The following is a 24,396-nucleotide window of genomic DNA, read 5'->3' on the forward strand; positions in this document are numbered from 1 at the left end:
GCAGCCACAATCGGGACATGTGGCTCTCATTGGTGCGCCCGCTGATCCTTCAACGTGAAGATGGGCGGGGCATCCAAGCTACCCAGGGCTCCCTCCAGAAATTCCCTTACATACGCATCCTCTCGTCCATTGGCGCGCAGCAGTTCGATCCCGACCAGCACAACGCTGGTCAGATACTGAATCACCTGCGGCGGTGGGAGCGTCTTGATACGCTCAAAGGTTACGCGCAGGGCTTCGCCAGTCGCCTTCTGCCGCTCTTGTTCCCGCTCGGCGTCGCTTACGGTATTGCTCATTCTTCCCTCCGGTTGCAGTCGATCTGTAGCGCAGCGATCAGGCTGTGCAGCTGGTCATGCTTGAGAAACTCCAGGCGGTCCACCTGGAACATGCGCACTGACATTGCGTGCGCGTAGCTCCAGGGACGTTTGGCGCTGGCCAGCAGCGCCTCCACCTTTCGCAGCATCGGCACCTGGTCAGTGTTCTTCGGGCGGTCCGGGTGAGGCTTGCCCGGCCTGGCCTTCCAGCCAAGGCGGGTCAGCTCAGCCAGCACCGCGTCGCGCTCGCTCGGCGACATCTGCGTGGATGACTGCTTGCCTGTCACACGCTGCAAGAGCGCGCGATAGCCCGCCTCATCCATGCCGAGCTCCTTCTGCGCAACCTTGATCTTGGCGATCTGTGCGCGGCGCAGCGGGTCTGTTGCCGGCTTCATAGTTGGCCCTCCGGAACCCTTGCCGACCATCCGGCGCGGATCAGCTCGATACTCGTGCAAGTGCGGGTGAGGTGACGGCGCAGAGCAGCTGCCGAAGGCCAGGCGGGATCGTAGATTGTTCCGGTTCCCTGCTTGACCATAGCGGCAGTGCGACGCTTGCCCAGGCTCTTGACCATCCGCGCTTGCTGAGCCCTGCTATAGAGGCAGATTTTAGAGGGGCGGTAGAACTTGGCGCCTATGGGGCTGCTCTCCTGCATGTACTCCTGCTTTATCTTCCCATCAACGAAAACGACGACCGCATATCGCAGCGTCTTGATCTTCTGTACCTGGATCACCAGCCGGTGTTCATCAGCGATCAGCTCCACGTCACCGCCGTAGGGCGTCGCAAGTGCTTTTTCGACTTCTGCCCACTGTTCTTTGCTCAGCGGTGATTTCTTATGCGCCGACATCGCGAGGCTCCTTATCGCGGAAGCAAACGAGGCTCGGGGCGCTGACGTGACGCTCCAGGCGCCAGGGGAACACGTCGCCACGTGCCTCGATGTAGGCAGTCGCCCGTTGGATGTACCCCATGGCCTCCGGCGAACGCTGGTCATCGGCACAGCTCAGGTCATAGAACGTCCGTCCTTCGATGTTCTGCTGGCGAGCGAATACCTCGATGTCGGTGCGCACGGCCGCATCGGCCACGGCCAGTGCCAGTTCGGCGAGGTCGGCAGGAATGCGCGCGGTCACAGGGCCACCGCCGACAGGTCCAGGGTGATGGGCTGATAGGCGCCATCCTTGTCCCGCTGGTACACGCGCACATAGGACTTGCTGCCCATGACCTGGACGGCTTCACCAATGGCGCGCATGGCTTCCTTCCAGCGGGCATCGGCAATCTCCAGGCGCTTAAGCTGCAGCACCTGCCCGGTGCGGATGTTGCCCTGCTGATCGACACGGAACGCATCGTTGATGATGGTGCGAATCTCGGAGCGAGCGCCCTCGGTCCATTCGGCCAGACATTGGTCGATGAGCGACTTAGCAGCCAGCAGCCGTTCGTCAAACTTGATCGTCTCCTGGAACTGGCGGATCACCTTGTATCGGCCATCGTAGGCCACCAGCGTGACGTTGCCTTTCTTGCCGCCGATGTGGACGCGGTACTGCTCTGCGCTCAGGGACACGAACGCGGCAATGCTGTCGAATGCATGGCGCTTGAATTCTGCCATGCGCTTGTGCAGATCCTGAGCGCGATCAGCGAGCTCCTGCACCAGCTCATCGCGCAGCTTGTCGATTTCCTTGATGTGCTGCTCCGGGACCAGGTGCCCCTTGGCGTCCTGTCGGTAGCCTTCGGGAATCGCGTTTGCTTGCATGGTTGGGGTTTCCTTGTTCATCAGGGGGTGAGGTGGTTGCGGGCTTCGGCGAGGGCGCCATCGCACTGCATCAGCAGTCGCACCAGCGGCGCTGGCAGCCCGGCAGCGCGGGCATCCAGTGCGGCGTCCAGGACATCCTGGGCAATGGCTTCCAGGCGTCGTTCCACGTCCAGCGCTCGCACTGTGTGTGGCGGGCGCTCGCACTCGGGGGGCGCGGGCTCCGGCAGGACTGGGAGCTGGGTGCCAGCGGAGCCACGGACCAGCCAGAGCATCTGGGGATCGCTCCCCTGGCGTTCGACCTGGTTGCGGTCGATCAGCTCCTCCAGGGTGTCGTCGATGTCCAGGGGGCGCGCATCGTGCAGGGTGGTGGCCAGCTGGACGCGCGTCATGCAGCCACCTGCCTGGTCGATTGCCTCCAGGATTCGCTGCAGCAGCTGCTGCAGCGACTTGGGGAACGGAACATGCTTCTTCATGGCGTATTGCTCAGTGCAGCCCACTGGTGGGCGTGGACTGGCACACGTCCCATTCCACCTGGCAACCGTGGAATGGGGTCGCCATCTTCGTGCGGGTCACCAGCTCGCCCTTGCGCTCGCGGATGTGCTGGGCGCCGACCAGCGAATCCCCACGCGGCCGGTCAATCACGATGACGGGCCGGGCGCCCGTGATCGAGACGGAGCGAGCCGTGAGGCCCTTGTCGGCCAGGGCATTGATGGCCTCCAGCGCGGCGGTCAGCTGGTGCTGGATGGCGGTGCGATTCTTGTCGGTGGTGTTCACGGGAGACGCTCCTGGTTGTCGATTTGGGCCGTTTGTGCGGCGCTTGCGATGGCTTCATTGCTCCACTGCAGCAACTGGCCGATGGTCAGCGAATCGAATGGGGTGGCCAGCGCATAGCAGCGCTGGACGATCAGGCAGCGCGCCGGCAGTGCATCCGGTGATGCCAGCCTGGCGATGCCGCCCACAGCCGACACCAGGTCGGCCGTGAGGTGGGAAATGGACGTGGTCACACCATCACGCCCAGTTCTTTGGCTGCGTAGCGGATGGACTCGCAGCAGATCCGCTCGTTCTTGGCTTGGGAGTAGATCGAGGCAAGGCGCAGCACCTTGTTCAGGACGCGAAGTGCGCCCGGAAGGTCGGCGATCTGCCGGATCTGATCGCGGCAACCGGCATCGGCGATGTTCCAGGCGTCAATGATCGCGTCGGCGTCACCCTTGACCACCTTGTGAATGACCAGGCGCTTACCAACCCGGCTATACAGGCGGTCAAGGAACGGAGCGCGATTGCCGCCCGTCATCTGCGTGATGACACGGTCATTGCCACACAGCACAAGGCCGATGCTGGTCTGGTCGTTGATGGCGCGAACCATATCCAGCGCCTGCACGGTCAGGTGCTGTGCTTCATCCAGGATCAGCAGGCCGCTGGTATTGCGCACCTTCTGGAAGATGGCCCGCTGGATGTACGCGGCGGAGTTGACCAGGTCGCGCAGGCCCATGACTGCGGCAATCTCCTGCAGGCAGGTGAGGACGCCACCCGTGGCCGGGGTCAATTCGACGTGCCAGACGTTCGGGCTCACGGCCGCATAGCGCTTATTCGTGACGGTCTTGCCCAGGCCCGCGCCGCCAGCGATCACTGCAATGTCGCCAGCCATGTGGGCGTACTGCAGGACGGCGCGTAGCTTCTCGCTGGTCGGCGTGGTGACGAACTCCGGGCCTTCGGGCAGCTTGCCGTTGCTGATGCGCTCATCGCGGACATTGAGCCAACCGGCCAGCTTGCGAGCCACGTTTTGCTGGTTGCCCGCGTAGGTGCCGCCCAAGAACTGCGACAGCGTGGCGCTGCTGATGTCCGATTCCTTTGCCAAACGGGCCTGGCTCAGGTTCTTGTCTTCCTCCAGGGTGATACGGAGACGGTCGCGCAGATCGGCGAGCTGCTCCGGTGACAGTTCTTCGGGGGTGATCGGGGTGACGGCCAGATTCATCGTGCTGGGTTCCTTGGATTGGTGCGGGTGCAGCGGGGCAACGGGTGGAAGGGGCGGACGTTTGAGGGCGGCGAGCTTGGATCTGCGGCGGGCGATGCCACCGCCTGCTGCTGTCGCTTTCGGGTTGGTCCGGGTGTCTACGCCGGATCTGAAACGGGCTTGTGCCTGGTGGCGAAGTGGGTGCGAACCTTCATTGCGGATGCGCTGGAGGTAGGCCTGCCGACGCTGGTAGCCGGTGGCGGGGTTGCTTTGCATCAGGCATCTCCGTCAGGCGTGGTCCACAGGCTGTTCCGGCGCTGCTGGGCCTGCATGCGGTCCATCAGCGACACGAACGCGCTTTCGTTGTCGTCGGTGCCGGTGCGCAGCCGTTCGGCGGGCTCGACTTCCTGTGCGCGCGGCGGCTGCCGACGACCGAACAGCGGCGCGATCACGCCTGCAGGCGGCAGCGATTCGGGCATCGGCGACGGCAGCTGGTTGGCCACGCTGGCCGCTTCCATTCGTCGCTCCGCGTCCAGCTGCTTACGTGTTGCCTGGCGGTATTGCTTCTTTGCCCTGGCGTGTTCGCGGGCGGCGCCGGTATCGGCGAAGCCAACGGCGGCGATGCAGTCCAGCTGGCCGATGTAGACGTTGGCCAAGGTGTACGCATGCACAGCCTGGTGCAGATGCTCGGGATCAAAGCGAAGCATCACCTTCTGACCTGCAAACGGGGCGATGGCGTCGCTCCAGTACCGATTGCCGGACAGGCGAACGCTGCTATCACGGCGGTCGCAGGTGACCACGTCCGTGGACAGGAGCATTTCCCGCAACTGCTCAGGCGATGCCTTGCGGATCGTGGACTGCGCATAGCTGGACTCAAACGCGGAATCAAAGCTCCGGCCTGCAGCGGTACGCGTGCGCCGGCCTTCGCGAGCGTTGTGGGCCGCGATTTCCTCATTCAGGACACGCACGAACTCATCCAGCGGAATGGCCTTGCTGCCGTAGTTCTCGGGCTTTGCGTCGGGCTTGTTACCCGTGTAGGCGCCAGCGAATGCCGGGTGCTTGGCAACGCGGTCGCACAGGTCACGCCAGGCGCGCTCGATGGGCTTGGCCTGTCCGTGATACGGCGTCGCCCAGTGGATCTCGCAGCCCATTGCCGTCAGGAGACCGGTCGGATCGTCTTCTTTCACCTTGAATCGGAAGCGATTCGCCGTGCCGCCGGTCAGCATCTTGGATGCGAAGCCGCGACCGTTGTCCAGCCAGACCTTGCCGGGAATGCCATAGCGCTCGATCACGTCACGGAACGCGAAGCGCGCGAGGTCCGACGACTCGGTTTCGGCGATGCGGTAGCCCAGCAGTTTGCCGCTGTAGAGATCCTGGACACCCACCATGATGGGGCGTGCAACCGTGCCGTCCGGCCAACGTGCGAACACGTCGAACTTGTGGCCGTCGCTGTTCACTGCCTCCAGCGCGTGGAACACGCTGCGGTCGCGCTCCTGGGCCGGGAACGTCTGATTGAATCGCTCCTGGCCTTCGCGGGCCATCACCAGGACGGCGCGCGGCAATTCTGCCTCAACACGGCGGATGAACGTCTTGGCGCACGGAAGTGCGGGCCAGTCCTTGGTGGCGGCGATGCGCTGCAGCCGGTCATAGCAGCTTTGCGCACTCGGGGCCTCGACCCGCAGATAGTCGGCCTTGAACAGATCCCATGCCTCGGCGTGAATCTCGGCCTTGGCCTTGGTCGCGGCGTATGCCGGCACCAACAGAGCCAGGCGGTGCTGCTTCTCGGCCTTGGCCACCAGCGCGGCCCAGCGGCCCAGGCTGGCCACGCTGACGCCGCCTCCCTGGTCGCGCTGCATCTGGCTGGCGACGATCTGACGCGCTGCCATCAGAGGATGGCCGGCAGCCTGCAGCGCCTCAACGGCCTGCAGGGCGCGCAGGCGGCGTGCGGCTTCGTCCTTCAAATGCTGCGGGACGGCCTCGTAGCGCTTCCACGCGGACGCGATGGAATCGACGTTGGCCTGGCGAACCGCCACGGCCCGCTGCGGCGTCTCGCTGACCTGCCCCGCGATGACAGCTGCGGCCTGTACGTCTGGCGGTAGCGCATCAACGGCATACAGTCGGCGACGGCCACCGCGAGTAGCCTTTTCCACAAACGCCCAGCCCTCGCGCTTGGCGCGGATCTCGACGGCTCGCTTGGTCTTGCCCAGGCTGCTGGCCAAGGTGGCCAGGTCCAGCATCGAACGGGGGGACATGGTGCCGTCCGCCATTAGGATGCCCTCACGCTCAGACGGTGCAGCTGGCGCAGGCGCTGGCTTGCGACGACACGCTCACGGTGGGCGCGGCCGATTTCAACGTCCAGGGTTTCGGCACCCAGCAGCAGCTGGCCACCGATGACCTGGGCCTGCCACTCAGCGAGCAACGTCCCGCCGCAGATCACTTCCAGCACGGGGGCAACCCACAGCGGAATGTTGAAAGTTTCGCGGCTGGGCGCGGTGTAGCCGTCGAGCATCGCCTTGGATACGTTCTGGCCAGTCAGGCGACTGGCGCGTGCGGCTACTTCGTGCCGGTCCAGGCCTGCAGCGTGCGCGGCCTCCAGCATCTGGCCGACCAGCATGCTGACGGACTTGCGGTAATCCATGGTGCCGTTGACCGGCGCCGAGGGGCGTGGGGTCAAGAAGAAGTCATAGGGCTGGCTGGGCTGACGATTCATCCTTGCGTCTCCTGCTCGGTGGGGGCGCCTGTGCGCCGGGGGGAAGCGGTAGATAGAGGCGCTGTTCATTGCGGGGCGCCAATTTGTGGATTGCGGCCTGTCCGCAGGCTGCTAGGCTTTGCGTCAGGGGGCAGCAGCGGTTTGCGGCCCCCTGGGCCACGGTTCGGCTTACCGTCGGCGCCGTACCGGCTGGGCCAGATGGCCTGGGGTTCCATTCCGAGCGCCTCTGCAATCAGGGCCTCGGCTTGGGGGTACGGCCGACGGAGAGCGGGATTCAGGCTCGCCCCGTTGGTGTAGCCATTCAGTAGCGCGATCTGCCGCAGAGAGATTTCCTTGCGATGCAGCGCCGCTACGATGTCGGCGGCATGCCAGTCCTTAGCGGGACTGGCTTTTCTCGGGGTATTCGTTGCTGACATTTCGTACCTGTCATTTGAGCGATGACTACGGGGCAGATGCTAAACCCATTTGGGTGCTTGTCAACACCCAAATGTGTTTCGCACTTGGTCGGCGACGACACAAATGGGTGTTTTCGGGATTCTGTCTTTATGAAACAAATACTTACGGGAAGTGCGAAACGATGAATCACGCAGAGAACTTGATTCGCACTTCCGGCGAGGAAAGAGCGAAACCCGAATGGGTGTCGATTGGTGCGCGATTGACCACCGTTCGGGGGTCGAGGACGCAAGGGGAGATGGCCACCCTCATCGGGGTGTCAAAGAACACCTATGGGCGCTTTGAGCGCGGCCTGAGAGAGATTGGGGCGGAGTGCTTGGCTGCGCTGGTGCAGCAGGGCTGGAACGCCAATTGGCTGCTGACAGGCTCGGGCGATGAACGCCTGGATTCCGGCACGATTCCGCGTCAAAACAATGACTTGCGGCAGTCTCAGGTAGTGAGCCAGTCGTCTGTGAAGATCGCCGCGCAACTGCTCCAGGAGGCGCTTGATGACGCGGATGCTGTACTGGCCCCGGCCCAGTATGGCGAGGCGCTTGTTCTGCTGGCTCAGCTGCTGGAAAAGGGACTGCCGGAAGCGGACGTAAGGCCGTTTGCCCGGCAGACAGTCGGGATGATCGTTACAGGGGCAAAGGATGCAGGAACAGCGGCAACTGGTAGGTAGATTGAGGGCGATTCTGCGGGACGCGGTCCCTCGGAATCATTGGGAGACAAGGCTTTCGGACCCAGTGCTGGCAATGCCGGTGCATCTGCGTCGCGCTCGCGCGCGCTATGAGATCCAGGATCTCGCCGCCCGCTATGGCTGGCAGCGGGAAGTTGAACGGGATCTGTTCCGCCTCGGCGTTCCTTCCCTCAAATATCTGAGCCAGGAGCAGCTCGACCAGGTGCTGGTCAGGCTCAAGGGCCTGGAGGACTGTCTGCAGAACATCTGCGATCCACCCGATGGACCGCCAGCTCGTTGAAGTCCCTTTAAACACAAATCAAACGGCCGCCAGCGATGGCGGCCGTTTTGCATTTCTGGTGTCCAATCGGGTCAGATAGGGCTGGTTTCGCAAACCGAGCTCTATCTATCAATAGATGTCACGCGACGGGCGAAACGCTTGCAGGGCGGGGCTTTCGTCCCATTTCATCCCGTTTCATCCCGTTTTTTCCCCGTTCTCAATCTCTAAGTCCCCCAACACGCGCGCTGTGCGCGGCCCTCGCCCTGCCCCTGGCACCCCTGGCACAGGCCGCTGCACCACCCACCACCGCAACCACCGAGCTCGACAAGGTCGAAGTGCGTGGCCGTGCTCAGACGCTGTACCGGGTTGACGACGCCGCAGTTGGCACCCGCACCGATACCCCGCTGGAGCTGGTGCCGCAATCGGTGCAGGTGGTGCCGCGCGAGTTGATCGACGACCAGGCTGCGCGCCAGGTGACCGACCTGTACCGCAGCATCAGCGGCATCAGCTTCTTCAGCTATGCGGGCGTGACCCTGCGTGGCTTCCGGCAGGAAAACGTGCTCTATGACGGCCTGCGCGGCGACCCGTATGCGGGCTTCGCGGTGCCCCAGCTGTTCAACATCGAGCGGGTGGAGGTGCTGAAGGGTCCGGCCGGCGCACTGTATGGCGGTGGTGATGCCGGCGGCGTCATCAATTATGTGACCCGCAAACCCCGGGCCACGGCTGAGCGCCGCATCGAAGTCCAGCTGGGCAACGAGGATTTCCGCGCCGGCTCGGTCGAGGCCACCGGCCCCCTGGATGCGGCCGGCCGCGTGCGCTACCGCGCCGGTCTGTACGGCGACACCGAGCAGGGTGTGCGCTGGAACACCGACAGCGAAAGCGTGATCGGCGATGCATCGTTGGCCTTCGATGTGGGCGATACCGGCGAGCTGACCCTGCAGTTCACCGACATCACCCAGAACCTGGGCGGCAACCGCCTGCGGGGTGTACCGGTGAATGACGCAGGTACGTTCCTGACCGATCGCCGCTGGAACCACAACGAGGCCAGCGACTTCCTCGACATGCGCGCGAAGGTCGCCCTGGCGCAGTATCGCTTCGCGCCGGCCTCGAATGTGGATGTGGATTTCGCCGCGCGATGGTTCACCAACAACGAGCACCAGATGTATCACGAGCCGATGGGGCTGATCGACCGCGATCGCGATGGCGTGGCCGAGTGGATGACGCGCCAGCTGCGCAACCAGATCCGCGACAACGAGGCGTTTACTGTCAACGGCAATGCCGTGTGGCGGGTCAGTACCGGCCGCATCGAGCATAAAGTGCTGTTCGGCGCTGACGTGTACCAGCTCGATGCCGACTTCACCGCGCAGACCGCCAACAGTGCCGACCTCGCGCGCGGTGCGGGACCGGTGCGTGGCATCGACCTGTTCAATCCAGTGTATGGCGCCAGCACCTGGCACGACTACGCTCTGACTACCCTGCCCTGGCGCAGCACCTCCACGCGCAGCACCCGCTACGGCGGCTACCTGCAGGACGAACTTGCGCTGGGCACGCGCTGGCATGTGCTGGCCGGCCTGCGCTGGGATGGCTTCAAGGACGAGGATCGCCTCGGCGGCAGCAGCGTGGATGGGCACGACCTCAGCTGGCGGCTGGGCAGCACTTTCACCGTGCGCGAGGGGCTGAACCTGTACGCGAACGTGGCCAGCGGATTCGTGCCACAGAGCGCGGCCAACCAGGACCGTGCTGCCGGCGGCCCGTTCGACGCTGAACGCAGCAAACAGTGGGAGATAGGCATGAAGTCGCTGCTGGCCGAGCGTGTGACCCTGAACATGGCGGCCTACCGCATCGACCGCAGCAACATCGTGCAGGCCACCGGCGAAGTGACCGCAGGCGTGAACCAGCTCGCCGCGCTGGGCCTGGTGCGCAGCACCGGCATGGAACTCGATCTGCTGGCCGATGTGACCGATCGCTGGGTGGTGAACCTCACCTACGCGTACAACGACGCACGGGTGAAGGATGCGGGCCCGAACGGCATCACCAACGCCTCCGGAGACCGCTTCGCCAATGCACCGCGCAACACGCTCGGCCTGTGGACGCGTTACGACCTGCCTGCGCTGAACTCGGCCATTGGTTTCGGTGCCGACCATGTCGGCGAGCGCATCAGCCTGGACGGGCAGAGCGTGAAGGCCTACACCGTGTTCGACATGAGCTGGAAGACCACGTGGAAGCAGTGGCAGTTCCAGGCCAACGTCAAGAACCTGTTCGACAAGGTGTATGCGGCCAGTGGCTTCATCGCGCGCAACGGGCACTTCCCCGGGGAACCGCGCCGGGTGTACGTGCAGGCGGCCTACCGCTTCTGACGGGCGGTCACGCTGCCGGCCCCGCGCAGGGGCCGGCAGCCTGCAGCACCTGCGTTACCTGGCGGGTGCCGCCGGCACCAGCACGCCATCCTTGAACGAAAGCGGGATGGTCACTGCCCCCTGCGGCGATGACAGCTGAAGGGTCAGCGACTGGCGGGCCGACGTGCAGGACGAGGCGATGCCCTGGAACCAGGAGCGCTCCGGTACCTGTGCATTGATGGCCTGCAGCTGCGCGGCAGGAACCGCGACGCCATCCACCTTCAGGCCAGTCAACCTGACCGGACCCGGCGATTCCACCACGAGCTCGAACACGCGGCTGCCACAACTCATCTGGTGTTGCGAGGTGTAGCGGTTCGCAGGCAGTCCATCTTCGCTGCGCAGCACCGCCAGCCCTGGCGAATCGGCACGCGCCACCGGCGCACAGGCTGCTGCGCCCACGGCCAGAACGGCCACCGCCCATGCGGCCTCTATCTTCATAGCGTCGTACCCAGCGTTTCCGCATCGCGGTCGTTGAAATCATACTCACGGGTCACACCGTCGGGCCCGATGATGTAGTAGCGGAACTCTTCGGCATTCATGCCGTTGTCGCGCAGCAGATCGGCCACACCCCAGTCCCCGCCCTCATAGGCCACGCCGCCAACGGTGCGGTTGTCGGACGGGTACTTGTTGACCTCATGCGTCTCCGACGGGAAGACCCCGGCCGGATGGGAATGGATGATGCCCACCACCTGGCCCGGCGAGATGCCCCACTCCAGCAGCGGATAGCTGATGGCCCCGGGATTGCTGGCATCACCGCGCGCCAGTGGGCTGGTCTTGATTTCACCGGTCACTGCGTCGCGGTAGATCACCGTGCCCAGCTCCTGGCTCTGATAACCCGGATCGGCCTTGATCAGTGCCTCCACCTCACGCGCGACGGTGTCAGCCTGTCCATCGACCTGCTCATACGCGCTCGGCGGCGCTTCGCCACCGCCACCGCCGCCACCACCGCCATCGCCCGGGTCCCACGGATCGGTCCAGTCTGGCGGATCGATATCCGGCCAGCCGCCGTCATCCGGCGGCAACGCATCCACCGGCGGCAGATCGGTGGTGTCCATCTGCGCACCGCCAGAGACCAGTGCGAGCTCTTCCAGCGACAGCTCGCGAATTCCATTTTCCTGCATGCGTGCAACTCCTTGCTTCGAGCGTGAGGTGTGGTGTTTAGCGCAGCAACTGCGTGAAGGTCAAATAGCACATTCGCATTACGTCAAGATGAAGAATCGTCGTTGCGCAAGTGCGATGCGCGTTCATTTTTATCGTCTATCACCCTTCCGTCCGAATCAGATTTTTCTGACAGAGCACTGTCCACTTCGTGTGATAAATGTCCGAGGGCCGCATGAAGGCGGCAACGACGCATCCGTAATCTGCATCGGACAAACAAGGAGTTGTGAGATGTCTGCAAGTGGAGTTCGTGATCTCTCCCCCGAAGAACGCGCACTGGTCTCCGGTGGCGCGCAGGTGGACACCACCGATCTGCCGCCGGTCGATGTGACCCCACCGGACGACTGGGGTCCCAACCCGGATCCGCCGGACTGGCCTGATCCGTGGGATCCGGGCGATGGCGGCGGCGGCGGTGGCGGCGGTGGTGGTGGTGGTGGCGACGGCGGTGGTGACGGTGACGGACAGCCGGACTTCACCTTCATCGATGTCAAGCCTTTTGAAAGCAAGCTGACCTACACGCCGGGCGAGAATGGCGAGCCGGGCTTCAACAAAGCGGTGTTGACCTACCCGATTCCCAATGAATTCGGCCAGTGGACGGTCAGCACCGAGCTGAAGTTCAACACCGACGGCACCTTCAAGGACGGCAAGGGCACATTGGATTTCGTCGGCAACGATGGCAGTCTTCTCAAGTGGCAGCTGAACGAAGGTTCCTGGACCTCCACCGTCAATGGTGGTTACTACTGGGATATCGGCGCAGGCTTCGGCTTTCAGATCAACCTGATCTACAACTCAGCGGACAACGACATAAAGGGCGAAGCCCAGTTCCTCTACAACAAGAGTCCTTGATCCCTCTTGGGATGCCGCGTTCGCGGACGCGGCATCCATCTGGAGTCCCATGCGTCCCCTTTTACTTGCATTGCTGCTCGTTTCATCCTGTGCTGGTGCCGCTGAGACAACCCGCGTCACGCAGATATTCAACGACCCCACGCCGGTCAGCCAAGCGCTGGCTCAAGGTGATGTCGCTGCACTACGGCAGCTGCAGGTCAATGCAACCAATACCGTCGTAAAGAAGATGGCCAGGGCCGCCGAACGCCGCGTTCTGCTGGACGTTCCTGGAGCCCGCGAAGCGTCAGATGAATGTATCCAGATGGCGCAGCAGACTACGCATCTGGCCGGGCTGACTGTCTGCGGAGCACTGCGAGCTGGCGTCGAGGTGGTAGCGGGTGACCTGCCTGCATGGGCACGCCTGTCGATGCAGGCGCGGGAGCGCGTTCGGGCCGCTGCGGAGAAGCGGGGCAAAACATTGGGAAATGTCGATGTATTCACCCGCATTCCAGACTACGCCGCGATGGCCGGTCGGCCCGCTCCCAAAGTCGATTCATCTGGCCAAGGACGTATCGCCCTGCACACAGGAACGGTTACGGTAGCGTCCAGCCAGGATCACGACGGCGGCCGTGTCGCTTATCCCAACATGGCGCAACTGCAGATTGACGGAAAGACTCTTGAGGTCTTGGTCGACACAGGCTCGGCACTGACCATAGTGCATCCCGCGGCGATAACTGCGCCCCCGCTCATGGAGGGATTCACGCTTTCCGGCGTGCTGGGCGACTCACAACAGCGCAGCAGGATCGCCCAGCCACAGACCCTCCAGTTTGGTCCGTTGATCATCTCGCAGCCATTGGTATCCGTCAGCGAACGCATTCCTGCGAACCTTCTTGGCCTCGATGTTCTATCTCGTCTCGGCCGAGTCCTGATCGGCAAGGATGGCCTGCAGGTGCTCGCGGAGGGATCTGCCGCTCCGGCCTGCGACGCCCCGATGTTCTCGGCGGCAGACCTGAACGGCACGCAGACCGTCCCAAGGTTGTTCATTACTGTTGACGGCAAGCGCCAGGAAGCAATGCTGGATACTGGTAACAGTGGCGAGTTGATGGAAGCCCTGCCAATCGGTGTGGCTCTGCCACCAGGTTCAGTTCAACACAGTGTTGTTCAAGGCGTACAAGGACAGCAGCGAAGAGCATCGGTCGCGCGCGAAGCCGTTGTGCAGACCTTGGACGGCTCTGCAGAATTGCAGATCAGCACATCCACTGGAAACCATCCAAGCAAGACGCGCTATGTGCTGGGCGGCGGCAGCCTGCGCAAGGTCTCCATCTATCTGGATTTCATCACAAACAAGGCCTGCCTGATGTCTTTGGGGGCTACCCAGTCGGCACACTGATATCGCATCCTGTTTGAATCTCCGCATCAGCACAGCCACTCAGGCCAAATGGAATCGGCCGGCTGATGATGAGGAGCCTGATACGATCAATTGAAAGGGTCTGCTGCAGTGCAGAGCAAACTACTCGTATTCGTGGCTGTCGTTGCAATGGCATCCTGCAGCAGCCATGGCGACGCCTATCTGGCGCAGGGCGTTCGTGAAACCACGGCTGCACGCCAATGCATGGACCAGTGTCGGGACCACTATGCCAGCTGTCATTCCGCCGGAAGCAGTAGCGGCTGCCTGGGCTCGGCATCCCAATGGGGTGGCAACTGCGAAGAAATCCAGGACAGGGATCTTCGTCGATCATGCCAGGCGAGCGTGGATTTCTGCCGGAATCGCCTTCCGGACATCAAGTGCGGGGAAATACGCGACCGCTGCCTGAGTGCCTGCGGTGGGGGCTAGCGTGTCGCAGCAAGCGGCCGCTGAACGAAAGCAAGCGCAAGGCGCGTTCATTTTTGTCGTTTATCACCCTTCTGTCCGAATCAGATTTTTCTGACAGAGCACTGTCCACTTCGTGTGATAAATGTCGGAGCGCCGCATGAAGGCGGCAACGACGCATCCGTACTCAGCATCGGACAAACAAGGAGTTGTGAGATGTCTGCAAGTGGAATTCGTGATCTCTCCCCCGAAGAACGTGCACTGGTCTCCGGTGGCGCACAGGTGGACACCACCGATCTGCCGCCGGTCGATGTGACCCCGCCGGACGACTGGGGTCCCAACCCGGATCCGCCGGACTGGACCGATCCGTGGGATCCGGGCGATGGCGGCGGTGGCGGTGGTGGTGGCGGCGGTGGTGGTGGCGACGGCGGTGGCGAGACCACCTTCAGTTCCAACGCCAGCATTGATGGCAACGGTGTAGCCAGCGCGACCCAGACATGGGTCTTGCAGGACTACAACCTGACCTTCAACCTGACCGAGAACCTGAATCTGACCAATGGCAACTGGGGCCTGGCCGGTAACGGCAGCTTCCAGTATGCAGGTCAGACCTACACCCTGGGCCTGACCACCGATCACTTCAATGTGAGCAACTACAACGCCAGCTTCAACCAGGACTTCGGTAACGGTGTGTCGTTCAACATCGGCCTGACGTTCGATCCGAACACCAACTCGTTCACCGGCCAGTTCAACCTGGTCATCAGCGGGTTCTGACGCTGCACCGGAACATCGGCCGCCCGGGAGACCGGGCGGCCGATACGTGTCACAGAGGAGCTGAGGCAATGAAATTCCTGATGTCCGCAGTGATCGCACTGGGCGTGGCCGCCCCCGCCGGGGCCCGCGATGTGGTCGCTGAAGACAGCCATGGCATCACCGTAGCGGTGATGCAGGGCAACAGCGCGGCCCTGGAGCGGATCGGCAAATCCAATACCACGGCACGGCTGGCCGCACGTGCCGGCTACCACCGCACGCGTGGCGAAATCGCCCAGTCCAATCGCTGGGCCGACACCTGTATCGCCGACGCTGCCGTGGTGGCCGAAAAGAGCCAGGGGGTCATGTACCTGTGCCGGAGTCTGCGTGCCGGCAACCGTCTGCTGGAAGGCGACATCGCCGGCTGGGCCGCCGACATGCAGAAGGTCCGCGCGCTCTATCAACAGCATGTCGCGCCGTCGCTGCGTGCAGGCGAGGAAGTAAGCGGCATCACCGCCCCCGCGTTCGAGTCCTTCAGCCAATGGCCGCGATCGGCCACGCTGGCCGCACCGCCGCCTGCCGGAACCCGCCTGCCGCTGTCGGCCAAGGCCGGTGTCCCTGTCATCCGCGGCAAGATCCGGGGCGGCCAGGATGGAAAGCAGCGCGACATCGACTCCGATTTCATCATCGACACCGGCGCCACCCGTTCGCATATCAGCCGCAAGGCCGCACAGGCGATGGGCCTGGCGGTGACCGACAACTTCGCCACCGACAATTCGCGGCCCGGGCAGACCGTGGCGATCGGCCTGGCCGCTCCGGTCGATGTGCAGCTGGGCGATCTGCACTTCAGCAACGTCGCCTTTACGGTCACCGACCAGATCGAGTTCAACATCATCGGCCTGGACCTGCTGTATCGGCTGGGTCCGCTGGTGCTGCGGCCCACCGAGCTGGAGCTGTTGAAGGCACTGCCTGCCGGTACCTGCCGGCAACCCCTGGCAACCACCTCTGCACTGTGGGGCGGCCAGTACTCGCTGCGCCTGCCGATGCGCATCGGCAAGCGCGACGAGCTCGTCCTGCTCGACACCGGCACCGATGTCGCACTGGAAGCCTCCGGCGTGGACCTGTCCACCTACCCACAGGCCAGCCTGGTGCAGCGACGCCGCTGGACGATGCACGGCCTGCAACCGGTCCGCTACGCCGAGGCCACCGCCCCGGTCACGTTCAATGGCCGCACGGTCACCCTGCAGACCCAGGTCTCCGACCAGCCCGCCAACGTGTTCCCGATCTCCTGGCGGGTGGGCTTCGGCCTGCGCGACGATTACGACTACTACGTGGACGTGGCCGGTGGCCGTGGCTGCCTTGCGCCCCGAACCGCGCGATGATGTCCCTACCCATCCCACTCTCCGCAACGACGCGGCACCGCAGGCCACATGGAACCAGCCAGAAAGGATGAGACGGCGGATGTGATTCCGCTGTTCCGCAACGAAGCGATCGAGGCCGCCACGCAGCGCTTCGGCTCACCGGTGCAGGCACCGGGTGTCGGCATGTGGCTGGCCACCGGCTTCGTGGTTGCGCTGCTGGGCCTGGCGGTACTGTTCCTGGTGACCACCTCGTTCCCGCGCAAGGAAACCGTATCCGGTGCGCTGGTCCCCTCGCGCGGCCTGTTGCCGATCATCAGCCAGCGCTCGGGCATCGTCAGCAACGTGCATGTGGAGGAAGGCGCGAAGGTCCGCCAGGGCGACCCCATCGTCAGCGTCTCGGTGGATTCGGTGATCGACACCGGCGAAAGCACCGGTGCCACCCTGTCCGGCATGGCCGAGCGCCTCACCCAGGCGTCGGTCGATCGCGAACGCGCCACCGAAGCATCCCTGGAAAGCCAGGAGGCCGGCATCCGCGAGCGCATGCTGGGCACCACCCGCCAGCTTTCGGTACTGCGTGACAACGTCACGCTGTACCAGCAACAGCAGGCCATCGCCGAGAAGACCGTGCACGACCTGGGCCGCCTGCGCGCGGACAAGCTGGTATCCGAACTGCAGTACCGCGACGCGGAGGTGCGGGTACTGAACGTGCGCCAATCGGTGGCCGAAGTGCAGACGCGCATTGCCCAGCTGGAACAGGAGCACGAGCAGATGCGGCACGAGCTGGGCCGCCTCAAGGCCGAGCGTGACGCCAACCGCGCCACCGCGCTGTCCGAACTGCTGGGCGCACGCGAGAAGGCGATCAACTACAAGCTGGGCACGCAGTTCAATCTGGTGGCGCAGTCCGCCGGGCAGGTCACCTGGCTGCAGGCCAAGCCGGGCGCCACGGTCACCGCCGGGCGCACGCTCGGGGTGATGATGCCGGAAGGCTCGCAGCTGTTCGCCGAGCTGTGGGTGCCCTCCTCGGCCATCGCCTTCGTCAATGTCGGCACCGACGTGCGGCTGATGTACGACGCCTTCCCCTACCAGAAGTTCGGCGTCGGCCGCGCCCGGATCGTCAAGATCGCGCGCTCACCGACATCACCAGAGGAACTGCCCGCCGACCTGCAGGCCGTGGAAAGCCAGTACCGCCTGCTGGCCGCGCTGGACGACCAGCAGATGCAGGCCTATGGCAAGGCGCTGGCACTGACCCCGGGCATGCGCCTCAAAGCCGATCTGGTTCTGGAGAAACGTTCGCTGCTGGACTGGCTGCTGGAACCGCTGCTGGCGGCGAAACGACGGCAGGAATGAGGTTGACGGTCGGCGCCGCGGAACTGCAATGCCCACGCTCCGCGCAGGCCTGGCGATGAGGTGGCTTCCATGTGGCGACTGGGCGGCCATTTCCAGGAACAGGAACGATGAACCTCAATCTCTCCCGGAAGCATCTCCTGCTGCCTCTGTTGTCTTTGACCCTGTCACTCGCATTCCAGGCATCTGCTGAAGACGGCGCCCGAGGAAAGGACAGCAACGAGAATTCACTTGAAGACGTGATTCAGAAGCTTGCCGATGCCCCTTGGCCGCTGGGCTTCGATTTCTTCCGAAGCATGGGCGCACGTGAATTCATGCAGCAGGGCAACAGCAATACCGACCCCGTCGTTTTCAGGTCAAGCCCGATCGAGACCCGCGATGGTTACCGGATCGCCTATACCGAATTCAGGATCCATCCGCGCCTGGTGCAGGGAATCAGTTTCTTCTATGCCAAGCTGGAACAGGGTCATTGCTATCCCGCTGCGTCCTTGAAGGAAAAATACGCGCTTGAGCAGTTCATGTATCCGCCGAACCCGCACAATGCAGCCGCTGAACGAGTGAGCAGGGAATCTGCTTACGAGCTTCGTTCCAATGGGACTGTCCTGCACTTCACTACCGATGGATCCCGCGACGAGTGCCTGCTCAGCTTCTATCGCGCCGCACGCTAGGATATGCGCCCCACCGTGCAGTGAAGGATGGCGATTGTCGGGCGCTGGGCGCCCGGTAATTCTGGTTGGATGCCCGCATCGGCGTGGTTTCATTCCTGGCTGTAGCACGCCTCAAAGCCTGTCTGGTTCTGGAGAAGCGTTCGCTGCTGGACTGGCTGCTGGAGCCACTGCTGGCGGCGAAACGACGGCAGGAATGAGGTTGACGGTCGGCGCTGCTGTGGGCGCCGCTGCGGTGGGCTTGCGGGTATCGCCCACCACCCTGCCCTGGTCGATGCGCACCAGACGGTCGGCCAGGCGCATGGTGTCGGGGCGGTGGGTGATCAGGATGCGGGTGATATCCAGCTGCGCCAGCGCCTGGTAGATGCGGCTCTCGCGCGCTACGTCCAGGTTCGCGGTGGCCTCATCCAGCACCAGGATGCTGGGCTTGCGGTACAGCGCGCGGGCCAGCAGCAGGCGCTGCTTCTGGCCACCGGAGAGGGTCGAGCCCATGTCGCCCACCAGCGTTTCCAGCTGCATCGGCATGCGCTGCACATCCTCCTTCACTGCCGCCATTTCCAGGCACTGCCAGACCAGCGCGATGTCCGGGCGCTCGGCGAAGAAGGTCACGTTCTCCACGATCGAACCGGTCAGCAGCTCATCATCCTGCATCACCACGCCCATCCGCTGACGGACCACGCGCGGCCCCCAGCTGGCGATGTTCAGCCCGTCATAGAGCAGCTCGCCGGCGCTGGGCGGGTACAGCCCGGTCAGCACTTTCACCAGCGTGCTCTTGCCACAGCCGGACGGGCCGGTGATGGCCACGAACTCGCCCGGCGCAATGGCCAGGTTGATGTCCTTCAGCGCCGGCGCTTCCTGTGCCGAGTACTGGAAGTACACCGAACGCAGCTGGATGTGCCCCTCCATGCTGTCCGACGCCGAAGGATCCTTGCTGAAGCCTTCTTCGCTGGGACTGAGGGCAATATCGGCAATGCGGTCCGAATGCAGCTCGGTCAGGCGCCAGGCGATGCACTGGTCCACCAGCGTGGTCAGCCGGTTGCTCAGCTGCTGCCGGTAGGCCACGAAGGCATACAGCGCGCCTACTGTCAGCGTGTTGGCCAGTACCGCCTGGGCGCCGATGTAGACGATGGCCACCAGGCTGAGGCCATCAAGCAGGGTGCGCCCCGCGCCGATGCCAATCTGCAGGTTGGCGCTGTTCAACGAAGCACGCACCAGATCGGCGTACTTGTTGGCCCAGATCGATTCGCGCGAGAACTCGCCGCCCATGGTCTTGATCGACTGCATCGCGCGCAGCGTTTCGATGCGCGTCCCGCGCTCGGCGATGTTCGCCTGCAGACTGGCCATGCCCATCTTCATCGACATCGGGATGGCGGCCACCCGCATCAGTACGTACAGCCCCAGCGCAGTCAGTGCGACCAGACTCATCAGCGGCGAGTAGACGAACATCAGCACGATGATGCCCAGCGCCAGCACACCATCCAGCAGTGCGCCGATGAGCCCGTTGGCGATCAGCTGGCGGATCGGGTCGATCGACTCCATCCGCGACAGCGCATCGGCCAGACGGCGTCGATGGAACCAGGTCAGCGGCAGGCTGACCAGATGATGGAACAGGCGCCGGCTCATGTCCCAGCCCATCAACGCCGACGCCCGCTGCAGCGTGACCCCGCGCAGCGCCTCGGCCAGGCTGTTGAACACGGCCACCGCACCGAACCCCAGCGCGAGCGCCATCAGGAAGCCGCGGTCGCCGCGCAGCACACCCTCGTCCACCGCCAGCTGCATGAAGAACGGTGACAACAGCACGAAGCCCTGCAGCAGCAGCGTATAGACCAGCGTATGGAACAGCGCGGTGCCGACGCCGCCCTTGAAGCGGATCATCGACCAGATGTTGAGCGGCGAACGCTGCTTGCGCGGCCGGAAGCTGGGCGAGGAACTGACCTCCACCGCGATGCCGGTGAAGGCCTGGGAAAGCTCCGCTTCGCTGAAGGACAGCGAGCCATGGGCCGGGTCGATGATGTGGTAGCGGCCGCGCGAGACCTTCTCCAGCACCACGAAATGATTGAGCTTCCAGTGCAGGATGGCCGGCGTGCCCAGATGCTGCAGATCGCTGGGCTCGCAGCGCACCGGCCGGCACTGCATGTCCAGCGCGCTGGCCAGCGCGATCAGCTGGTTCAGGTCCACACCGCGCTGGGAGTTGTGGTACTTGCGCCGCAGCTCGCTCATTTCCAGATCCGCGCCCAGCATGGACGAGCAGATCGCCAGGCATGCCAGCCCGCACTCGCTCACTTCAGACTGCACCCGCCAATAGCGCTTGTTGAACATCAGACATCCTCGTTCCGGTCGGGCATGGCCGGCTGCTGTCCCAGCCATGCATACAACTCGATTGCCGTGCAGTGCCAGGCGTACAGCCCTTCCCAGCGACCGTACAGTTCCGCCTCGCGCAGGCGCACTTCGTAGCCGCCACGGGACAGCACCGTCAGCACCTTCAGCGGGATGAAGCAGGCCTGCGGAAGCCCGGCGCGGTGCAGGCAGAAATTGAACAGCGCGCGCCCCAGCCGGCCATTGCCGTCGGCAAAGGCATGCGCATTGTTGGCCAGCGCCAGCAGCTGCACCGCAGACCGCAGGCCCTCAGCCGGATCGGGCGCGGCCCGTTGCCGCAGCAGCTCGTCCCAACGCGCGGCCCCCTGCAGGGCCGGCACCATCGGCAGCTGCGCGCGCCCATCATGGGCGCGGATCCATACCGGCCCGCTGCGCAGCGCGCCGTCACCGCCGGTGCTGAGCGAGACGAAGCGCTGTACATCGGCCATCGACAGCGGCCCCTGCACGGTGCGGTGCCACTGCCGATAGACGTCGGCCTCGGCAGCCTCCGCCGCAGCCAGCGCGGCCAGATCGAACGCCGGCATCTGCATGTGCGCCGACAGCGGATGGCGCAGCTGCTGCACCGCCGCCCGCAGCCGCGGATGCCCGCGATGGGACCACAGCGTTTCGCAGGGCTGCGCACAGGGCAGCAGTGCGGGCAGCCTGAGGTTGCACGCCTGCAGCCGCTCTGCCAGCGCCGGGGACGGCTGCGGCGGCGGCAGCGGCATCAGCGCCCGTTCGGTGGCGACGGGGGCACCTGTGGGTGTGGTGGCCAAGCGTGCGGTCATCACTGCCCCGTCCCGGTACCCGGCAGCAACAGCACCAGGCCATGTTCGCGCGCGTCCGTGCCCGGCCGGCGCGACTGATACAACTGGGTGAAGTACGAGGTCAGCTTGACCATCAGCCACGGCTCGGCGTCGCACGGCACGAAACGCATGTCGATGTGTTCAAGCAGGAACTTGCGGGTCAGCCGCTGCAGCGCACGCCCCGGCTCGAAGCGGACGTCTGCCCGCGCACTGTAGAACACCACGATGTCCAGATCGTTCGGCACGGCATTGGAGACGTCCACGAAGCTGCCGCCCACCAGACAGCAGTGCACCTGCACCACCTGCGCCAGGTCGGCGAGTGCGCGCCCCAGCGCCGCCAGCCGCACCCGGCGCAGGCTGCTGCCGCCGAACGCGCGCTCGAAGGCCGCACGGTCGGCCAGCCAGGGCGAGGCATTGCCCGGTGTACTGGCAGCGATGGGCAGCAGGTACTGCGGCAGGCCCGCATCCACGATGTGCTGGAAGGGGGTTTCCACGGCGCCGGCGGGCGCGGCACCGGCCGGTCGGGCAGCGGGCGCCGGGCCCGCAACGCCCAGGTAGGCACGGATGCGCCCTGCCTGTGCGCGCACCAGCGCGGCCTGGTCCGGGAACACCGCGACCGAGACGTAGGCGAAGCGGTCGGCCACTGAAAGTGAAAGCGCATCGAATGCCTTGCGCACTGCGATGCGCTCGTCGGCGGGGAAATCACGCTCCGGGAAGCGGGCAGCATCGGCCGACGCCGCCGTCGGCGCCGAGCACCGCTGATACAACCCGGCGTTGACGATGGCCAGATCCAGATCGGAAAACGCGGGATCGAAAGCCGCGCCATCGCGCAGCGAAAAGCCGAAGCGGGCCGAGCCGACAATCTGCACATCGGCCACCGGCACCGCCAGCAGCTGGCTCACTCCCCGCAGCAGCGGCGCAAGGCTTTCGGTGTCGCCGGCACACAGTGCCGGCCCATCCAGCGCGGCCTCGGCGATCTGCTCGGCCGCCACACTGCGCGCGTGCTGTTCGCGAATCCATTCAGCGTAGTTCATCAGGCATCCAGGCCAACGGTGGAACGTCTCAACGCTAGCATATCCACGCGTCGGGCTTGTGCACGCAGCCCCGCAAATACATGCCTGAACAGGCAGCGCAATGCGTCGGACCAGTACCGCTGCCGCAGAGCGTGGTCTACTGTCGTCCCCCAAGGATGAGGCACATCGCATGATCCACCCCCGTTCCGCGCTCGGACGCGCGTTGCCGCTGGCCCTGCTGGCCCTGCTCTCGGCGTGCCAGAGCGAGAAGGTCGGCGAGTTCTTCAACCCGCCGCAGGAGGTGCAGGCGCACAGCGAGTTCCGCGTCAGCGGGCTGCCGGCGCTGGCCTACCCGAATCTGGTCTCGTCGGCCTCGGTGGAAGGCGGGCAGGCCCGCGTCGATGGCAATGGCCCCGGTTACATGGACCTCCAGTTCTTCCCCATCACCTCCGCCGATGCGCTGGACAGCACCGACGCTGCGTGGGCCCGGCAATCGCAGTACCGCGCGCCGGATCTTTCCGGTATCGACTTCAGCACGCAGTTCGCCTTCCTGGTGGCGCACCCGGAGCTGTCCGGCTATGCCGCGATGACCAGCGGCCAGTACGCCACGTTCTTCAGCACGGTGAAGGTGGCGTACCTGGACGACCGCGTCGTGGTGCATCTGGACGCCAGCCGGCTGGGCAACATCAATCCGATCACGGCCCTGGGCAGCCCCTGGGCCGGCAAGCTGTACACCCTCGAACGGCGCGGCCGGACACAGCTGGAAGTGAAGCTTTACGAGAACCGCTACCGGTTCACGCTGGTGCCGGACACCGCGCCTCCGATGGCGCCCTAGCGGACCTTGTACAGCACCGCGGCGCCAGGGCGCGGCTCGAAGGCCGGCACGGTCTGCTGGCTCAGCGCCCTGCCCTGGGCATCCCACACCAGGGTTTCCACCGGGTACTCGTCCTTGCGCGTCATCGCGTCGATCTGGCCGATGACCACGGTCGCTGCCGCTGGAACGTCCGGGTTCCAGCCGAACACACCTACCCGGCCGTAGAACACGGCCGGCGCGCTGGCGTCCAGGCGCCGGTCCGGGCACATCACCAGGCCACGATCCAGCATCACCCGCAGCGCGCCGACCGGGACCTTCTTCACCGTGGGCGTGGTGCGCTCGGCGCTGTGGCCGGGGCAGACATTGGCGGCGCGGGTGACCATGTGTTCGGCCACCTCGCGATCGGACTGGGCGAAGGCCAGCGTGGGGGCGAGGCAGAGTGCGAGCAGCGTGAGCGAGGACATCCGGGTCATTGCAGGTTCCTGTTCGGGGTGCGCAGCGACCTTAGCAATGGCGGACGGCGGAAATGCAAACGAGGCGTGAGGGACAACAGGCGGCTCAGGGAACGAGGCAGCGCTCGATCTGCATCGACAGCGCATGGCAGGCGTCGAACATGCCATGGACCAGCGCCGCCGAGGGATAACAGTCGGGATCGTCGTTTTCCCGGGCCACGTGGGATGCCTGCAGCACTGCCGTCAGCGCGGTGATACCGGATGCGCATCGGGTCGCCAGGGCCAGATCGAACGCACGCCCCGGGCTGAGGCGGGTTTCGGTCCAGGGCTGGCCATCCGCGCGCAGGTTCCTGCCATGGCCCAGCAGATGGGTGAAGAACGCGGACGGTGGCGAGGACGCGGCGGCATCGCTGAGGGCATCTTCCATCTTTTCAGCAAGGGCGTCGGGAAGATCACGCAGCGCATCGCCGAGCAGGGCGTGCAGGCGGGGATAGTCGGGGCGCAGATCAGGCATGGCGGCAACCTCACAGGTGGGCCACCCGCAAA

At 64.7% G+C, this 24,396-nt stretch carries 29 protein-coding genes; 10 read left to right on the plus strand and 19 right to left on the minus strand.

Annotated features, from left to right (window positions below; genetic code table 11):
- Positions 1-26: 26 nt before the first annotated feature.
- The 12 genes from ACX9OW_RS07310 to ACX9OW_RS07365 form a co-directional block, all read right to left on the minus strand.
- Positions 27-293, minus strand: coding sequence for a hypothetical protein (locus ACX9OW_RS07310; RefSeq protein ID WP_459062139.1), 267 nt, complete (start codon positions 291-293; stop codon positions 27-29).
- The gene (locus tag ACX9OW_RS07315) at positions 290-706 is read right to left on the minus strand and encodes a gp16 family protein (RefSeq protein WP_459062140.1); all 417 of its coding nucleotides are present in this window, start codon (positions 704-706) and stop codon (positions 290-292) included. The genes ACX9OW_RS07310 and ACX9OW_RS07315 overlap by 4 nt, the downstream gene beginning before the upstream one ends.
- Positions 703-1,155: a hypothetical protein gene (locus tag ACX9OW_RS07320; RefSeq protein ID WP_459062141.1), complete on the minus strand. Its 453-nt coding sequence runs from the start codon at positions 1,153-1,155 to the stop codon at positions 703-705. The genes ACX9OW_RS07315 and ACX9OW_RS07320 overlap by 4 nt, the downstream gene beginning before the upstream one ends.
- On the minus strand, positions 1,142-1,435 hold the full coding sequence (locus ACX9OW_RS07325; RefSeq protein ID WP_459062142.1) for a hypothetical protein: 294 nt from the start codon (positions 1,433-1,435) through the stop codon (positions 1,142-1,144). Before ACX9OW_RS07325 ends, ACX9OW_RS07320 begins: the two co-directional genes overlap by 14 nt.
- On the minus strand, positions 1,432-2,073 hold the full coding sequence (locus tag ACX9OW_RS07330; protein WP_459062143.1) for a DUF3164 family protein: 642 nt from the start codon (positions 2,071-2,073) through the stop codon (positions 1,432-1,434). The genes ACX9OW_RS07325 and ACX9OW_RS07330 overlap by 4 nt, the downstream gene beginning before the upstream one ends.
- Positions 2,073-2,525, minus strand: coding sequence for a hypothetical protein (locus ACX9OW_RS07335; RefSeq protein WP_189719787.1), 453 nt, complete (start codon positions 2,523-2,525; stop codon positions 2,073-2,075). The genes ACX9OW_RS07330 and ACX9OW_RS07335 overlap by 1 nt, the downstream gene beginning before the upstream one ends.
- 10 nt (positions 2,526-2,535) lie before the next feature.
- Positions 2,536-2,826, minus strand: a complete 291-nt coding sequence (locus ACX9OW_RS07340) for a hypothetical protein (RefSeq protein ID WP_189719786.1) — start codon at positions 2,824-2,826, stop codon at positions 2,536-2,538.
- Positions 2,823-3,056, minus strand: coding sequence for a hypothetical protein (locus tag ACX9OW_RS07345; RefSeq protein ID WP_189719785.1), 234 nt, complete (start codon positions 3,054-3,056; stop codon positions 2,823-2,825). Before ACX9OW_RS07345 ends, ACX9OW_RS07340 begins: the two co-directional genes overlap by 4 nt.
- Positions 3,053-4,279 (minus strand): AAA family ATPase, encoded by a 1,227-nt coding sequence (locus tag ACX9OW_RS07350; protein WP_459062144.1) that lies wholly within the window; start codon positions 4,277-4,279, stop codon positions 3,053-3,055. The genes ACX9OW_RS07345 and ACX9OW_RS07350 overlap by 4 nt, the downstream gene beginning before the upstream one ends.
- A complete protein-coding gene (locus tag ACX9OW_RS07355; RefSeq protein ID WP_459062145.1) occupies positions 4,279-6,255 on the minus strand; it encodes a transposase domain-containing protein in 1,977 nt (658 codons plus the stop codon). The genes ACX9OW_RS07350 and ACX9OW_RS07355 overlap by 1 nt, the downstream gene beginning before the upstream one ends.
- 14 nt (positions 6,256-6,269) lie before the next feature.
- A complete protein-coding gene (locus tag ACX9OW_RS07360) occupies positions 6,270-6,713 on the minus strand; it encodes a hypothetical protein (RefSeq protein WP_049436648.1) in 444 nt (147 codons plus the stop codon).
- Positions 6,714-6,778: 65 nt separating this feature from the next.
- Complete coding sequence (locus ACX9OW_RS07365) at positions 6,779-7,129, minus strand: helix-turn-helix domain-containing protein (protein ID WP_154263167.1); 351 nt, start codon at positions 7,127-7,129, stop codon at positions 6,779-6,781.
- A 275-nt stretch (positions 7,130-7,404) separates the two neighbouring features.
- Here ACX9OW_RS07365 and ACX9OW_RS07370 point away from each other — a divergent pair, with 275 nt between their 5' ends.
- The 3 genes from ACX9OW_RS07370 to ACX9OW_RS07380 all read left to right on the plus strand — a co-directional run bounded on the left by ACX9OW_RS07370 (position 7,405) and on the right by ACX9OW_RS07380 (position 10,461).
- A complete protein-coding gene (locus ACX9OW_RS07370; RefSeq protein ID WP_311069171.1) occupies positions 7,405-7,827 on the plus strand; it encodes a hypothetical protein in 423 nt (140 codons plus the stop codon).
- Positions 7,828-7,900: 73 nt separating this feature from the next.
- Positions 7,901-8,125: a hypothetical protein gene (locus ACX9OW_RS07375; RefSeq protein WP_159054949.1), complete on the plus strand. Its 225-nt coding sequence runs from the start codon at positions 7,901-7,903 to the stop codon at positions 8,123-8,125.
- Positions 8,126-8,301: 176 nt separating this feature from the next.
- The gene (locus tag ACX9OW_RS07380; RefSeq protein ID WP_459062469.1) at positions 8,302-10,461 is read left to right on the plus strand and encodes a TonB-dependent siderophore receptor; all 2,160 of its coding nucleotides are present in this window, start codon (positions 8,302-8,304) and stop codon (positions 10,459-10,461) included.
- A 54-nt stretch (positions 10,462-10,515) separates the two neighbouring features.
- Here the strand turns inward: ACX9OW_RS07380 and ACX9OW_RS07385 are convergent, their stop codons facing one another.
- Positions 10,516-10,938 (minus strand): hypothetical protein, encoded by a 423-nt coding sequence (locus tag ACX9OW_RS07385; RefSeq protein ID WP_053517859.1) that lies wholly within the window; start codon positions 10,936-10,938, stop codon positions 10,516-10,518.
- Positions 10,935-11,621, minus strand: a complete 687-nt coding sequence (locus ACX9OW_RS07390) for a hypothetical protein (RefSeq protein ID WP_053517858.1) — start codon at positions 11,619-11,621, stop codon at positions 10,935-10,937. The genes ACX9OW_RS07385 and ACX9OW_RS07390 overlap by 4 nt, the downstream gene beginning before the upstream one ends.
- A 268-nt stretch (positions 11,622-11,889) precedes the next feature.
- Between ACX9OW_RS07390 and ACX9OW_RS07395 the strand changes: the two genes are divergently transcribed.
- The 6 genes from ACX9OW_RS07395 (at position 11,890) to ACX9OW_RS07420 (ending at position 18,413) form a co-directional block, all read left to right on the plus strand.
- Positions 11,890-12,504 (plus strand): hypothetical protein, encoded by a 615-nt coding sequence (locus ACX9OW_RS07395; RefSeq protein ID WP_197601012.1) that lies wholly within the window; start codon positions 11,890-11,892, stop codon positions 12,502-12,504.
- Positions 12,505-12,553: 49 nt separating this feature from the next.
- Positions 12,554-13,873, plus strand: a complete 1,320-nt coding sequence (locus ACX9OW_RS07400; RefSeq protein WP_459062146.1) for a retropepsin-like aspartic protease — start codon at positions 12,554-12,556, stop codon at positions 13,871-13,873.
- Positions 13,874-14,509: 636 nt separating this feature from the next.
- Positions 14,510-15,064 (plus strand): hypothetical protein, encoded by a 555-nt coding sequence (locus ACX9OW_RS07405; RefSeq protein ID WP_164972387.1) that lies wholly within the window; start codon positions 14,510-14,512, stop codon positions 15,062-15,064.
- Positions 15,065-15,132: 68 nt separating this feature from the next.
- A complete protein-coding gene (locus ACX9OW_RS07410) occupies positions 15,133-16,422 on the plus strand; it encodes a retropepsin-like aspartic protease (RefSeq protein WP_459062147.1) in 1,290 nt (429 codons plus the stop codon).
- Between the two features lie 48 nt (positions 16,423-16,470).
- Positions 16,471-17,748, plus strand: coding sequence for an HlyD family secretion protein (locus ACX9OW_RS07415; RefSeq protein ID WP_080375280.1), 1,278 nt, complete (start codon positions 16,471-16,473; stop codon positions 17,746-17,748).
- A gap of 107 nt (positions 17,749-17,855) precedes the next feature.
- Entirely contained in the window at positions 17,856-18,413 is a 558-nt protein-coding gene (locus tag ACX9OW_RS07420) for a hypothetical protein (protein WP_445394334.1), read from the plus strand.
- 111 nt (positions 18,414-18,524) lie between these two features.
- Here ACX9OW_RS07420 and ACX9OW_RS07425 read toward each other — a convergent pair whose 3' ends face one another.
- The 3 genes from ACX9OW_RS07425 to ACX9OW_RS07435 are packed head-to-tail and all read right to left on the minus strand — an operon-like array spanning position 18,525 to position 22,605.
- Positions 18,525-20,729 (minus strand): peptidase domain-containing ABC transporter, encoded by a 2,205-nt coding sequence (locus ACX9OW_RS07425; protein WP_065176244.1) that lies wholly within the window; start codon positions 20,727-20,729, stop codon positions 18,525-18,527.
- Entirely contained in the window at positions 20,729-21,553 is an 825-nt protein-coding gene (locus tag ACX9OW_RS07430; protein WP_459062148.1) for a Fic family protein, read from the minus strand. Before ACX9OW_RS07430 ends, ACX9OW_RS07425 begins: the two co-directional genes overlap by 1 nt.
- On the minus strand, positions 21,553-22,605 hold the full coding sequence (locus ACX9OW_RS07435) for a DUF6932 family protein (protein ID WP_197601017.1): 1,053 nt from the start codon (positions 22,603-22,605) through the stop codon (positions 21,553-21,555). Before ACX9OW_RS07435 ends, ACX9OW_RS07430 begins: the two co-directional genes overlap by 1 nt.
- Positions 22,606-22,774: 169 nt before the next feature.
- On the opposite strand from ACX9OW_RS07435, the gene ACX9OW_RS07440 reads away from it, so the two are divergent.
- A complete protein-coding gene (locus tag ACX9OW_RS07440) occupies positions 22,775-23,419 on the plus strand; it encodes a hypothetical protein (protein ID WP_065183049.1) in 645 nt (214 codons plus the stop codon).
- Here ACX9OW_RS07440 and ACX9OW_RS07445 read toward each other — a convergent pair.
- Positions 23,416-23,847, minus strand: coding sequence for a hypothetical protein (locus tag ACX9OW_RS07445; protein WP_193396701.1), 432 nt, complete (start codon positions 23,845-23,847; stop codon positions 23,416-23,418). The two genes, ACX9OW_RS07440 and ACX9OW_RS07445, sit on opposite strands and share 4 nt — an antisense overlap.
- Before the next feature lie 109 nt (positions 23,848-23,956).
- Complete coding sequence (locus ACX9OW_RS07450; RefSeq protein WP_053517843.1) at positions 23,957-24,364, minus strand: hypothetical protein; 408 nt, start codon at positions 24,362-24,364, stop codon at positions 23,957-23,959.
- Positions 24,365-24,396: the final 32 nt, after the last annotated feature.

The sequence above is a fragment of the Stenotrophomonas genospecies 5 genome, assembly GCF_054473825.1.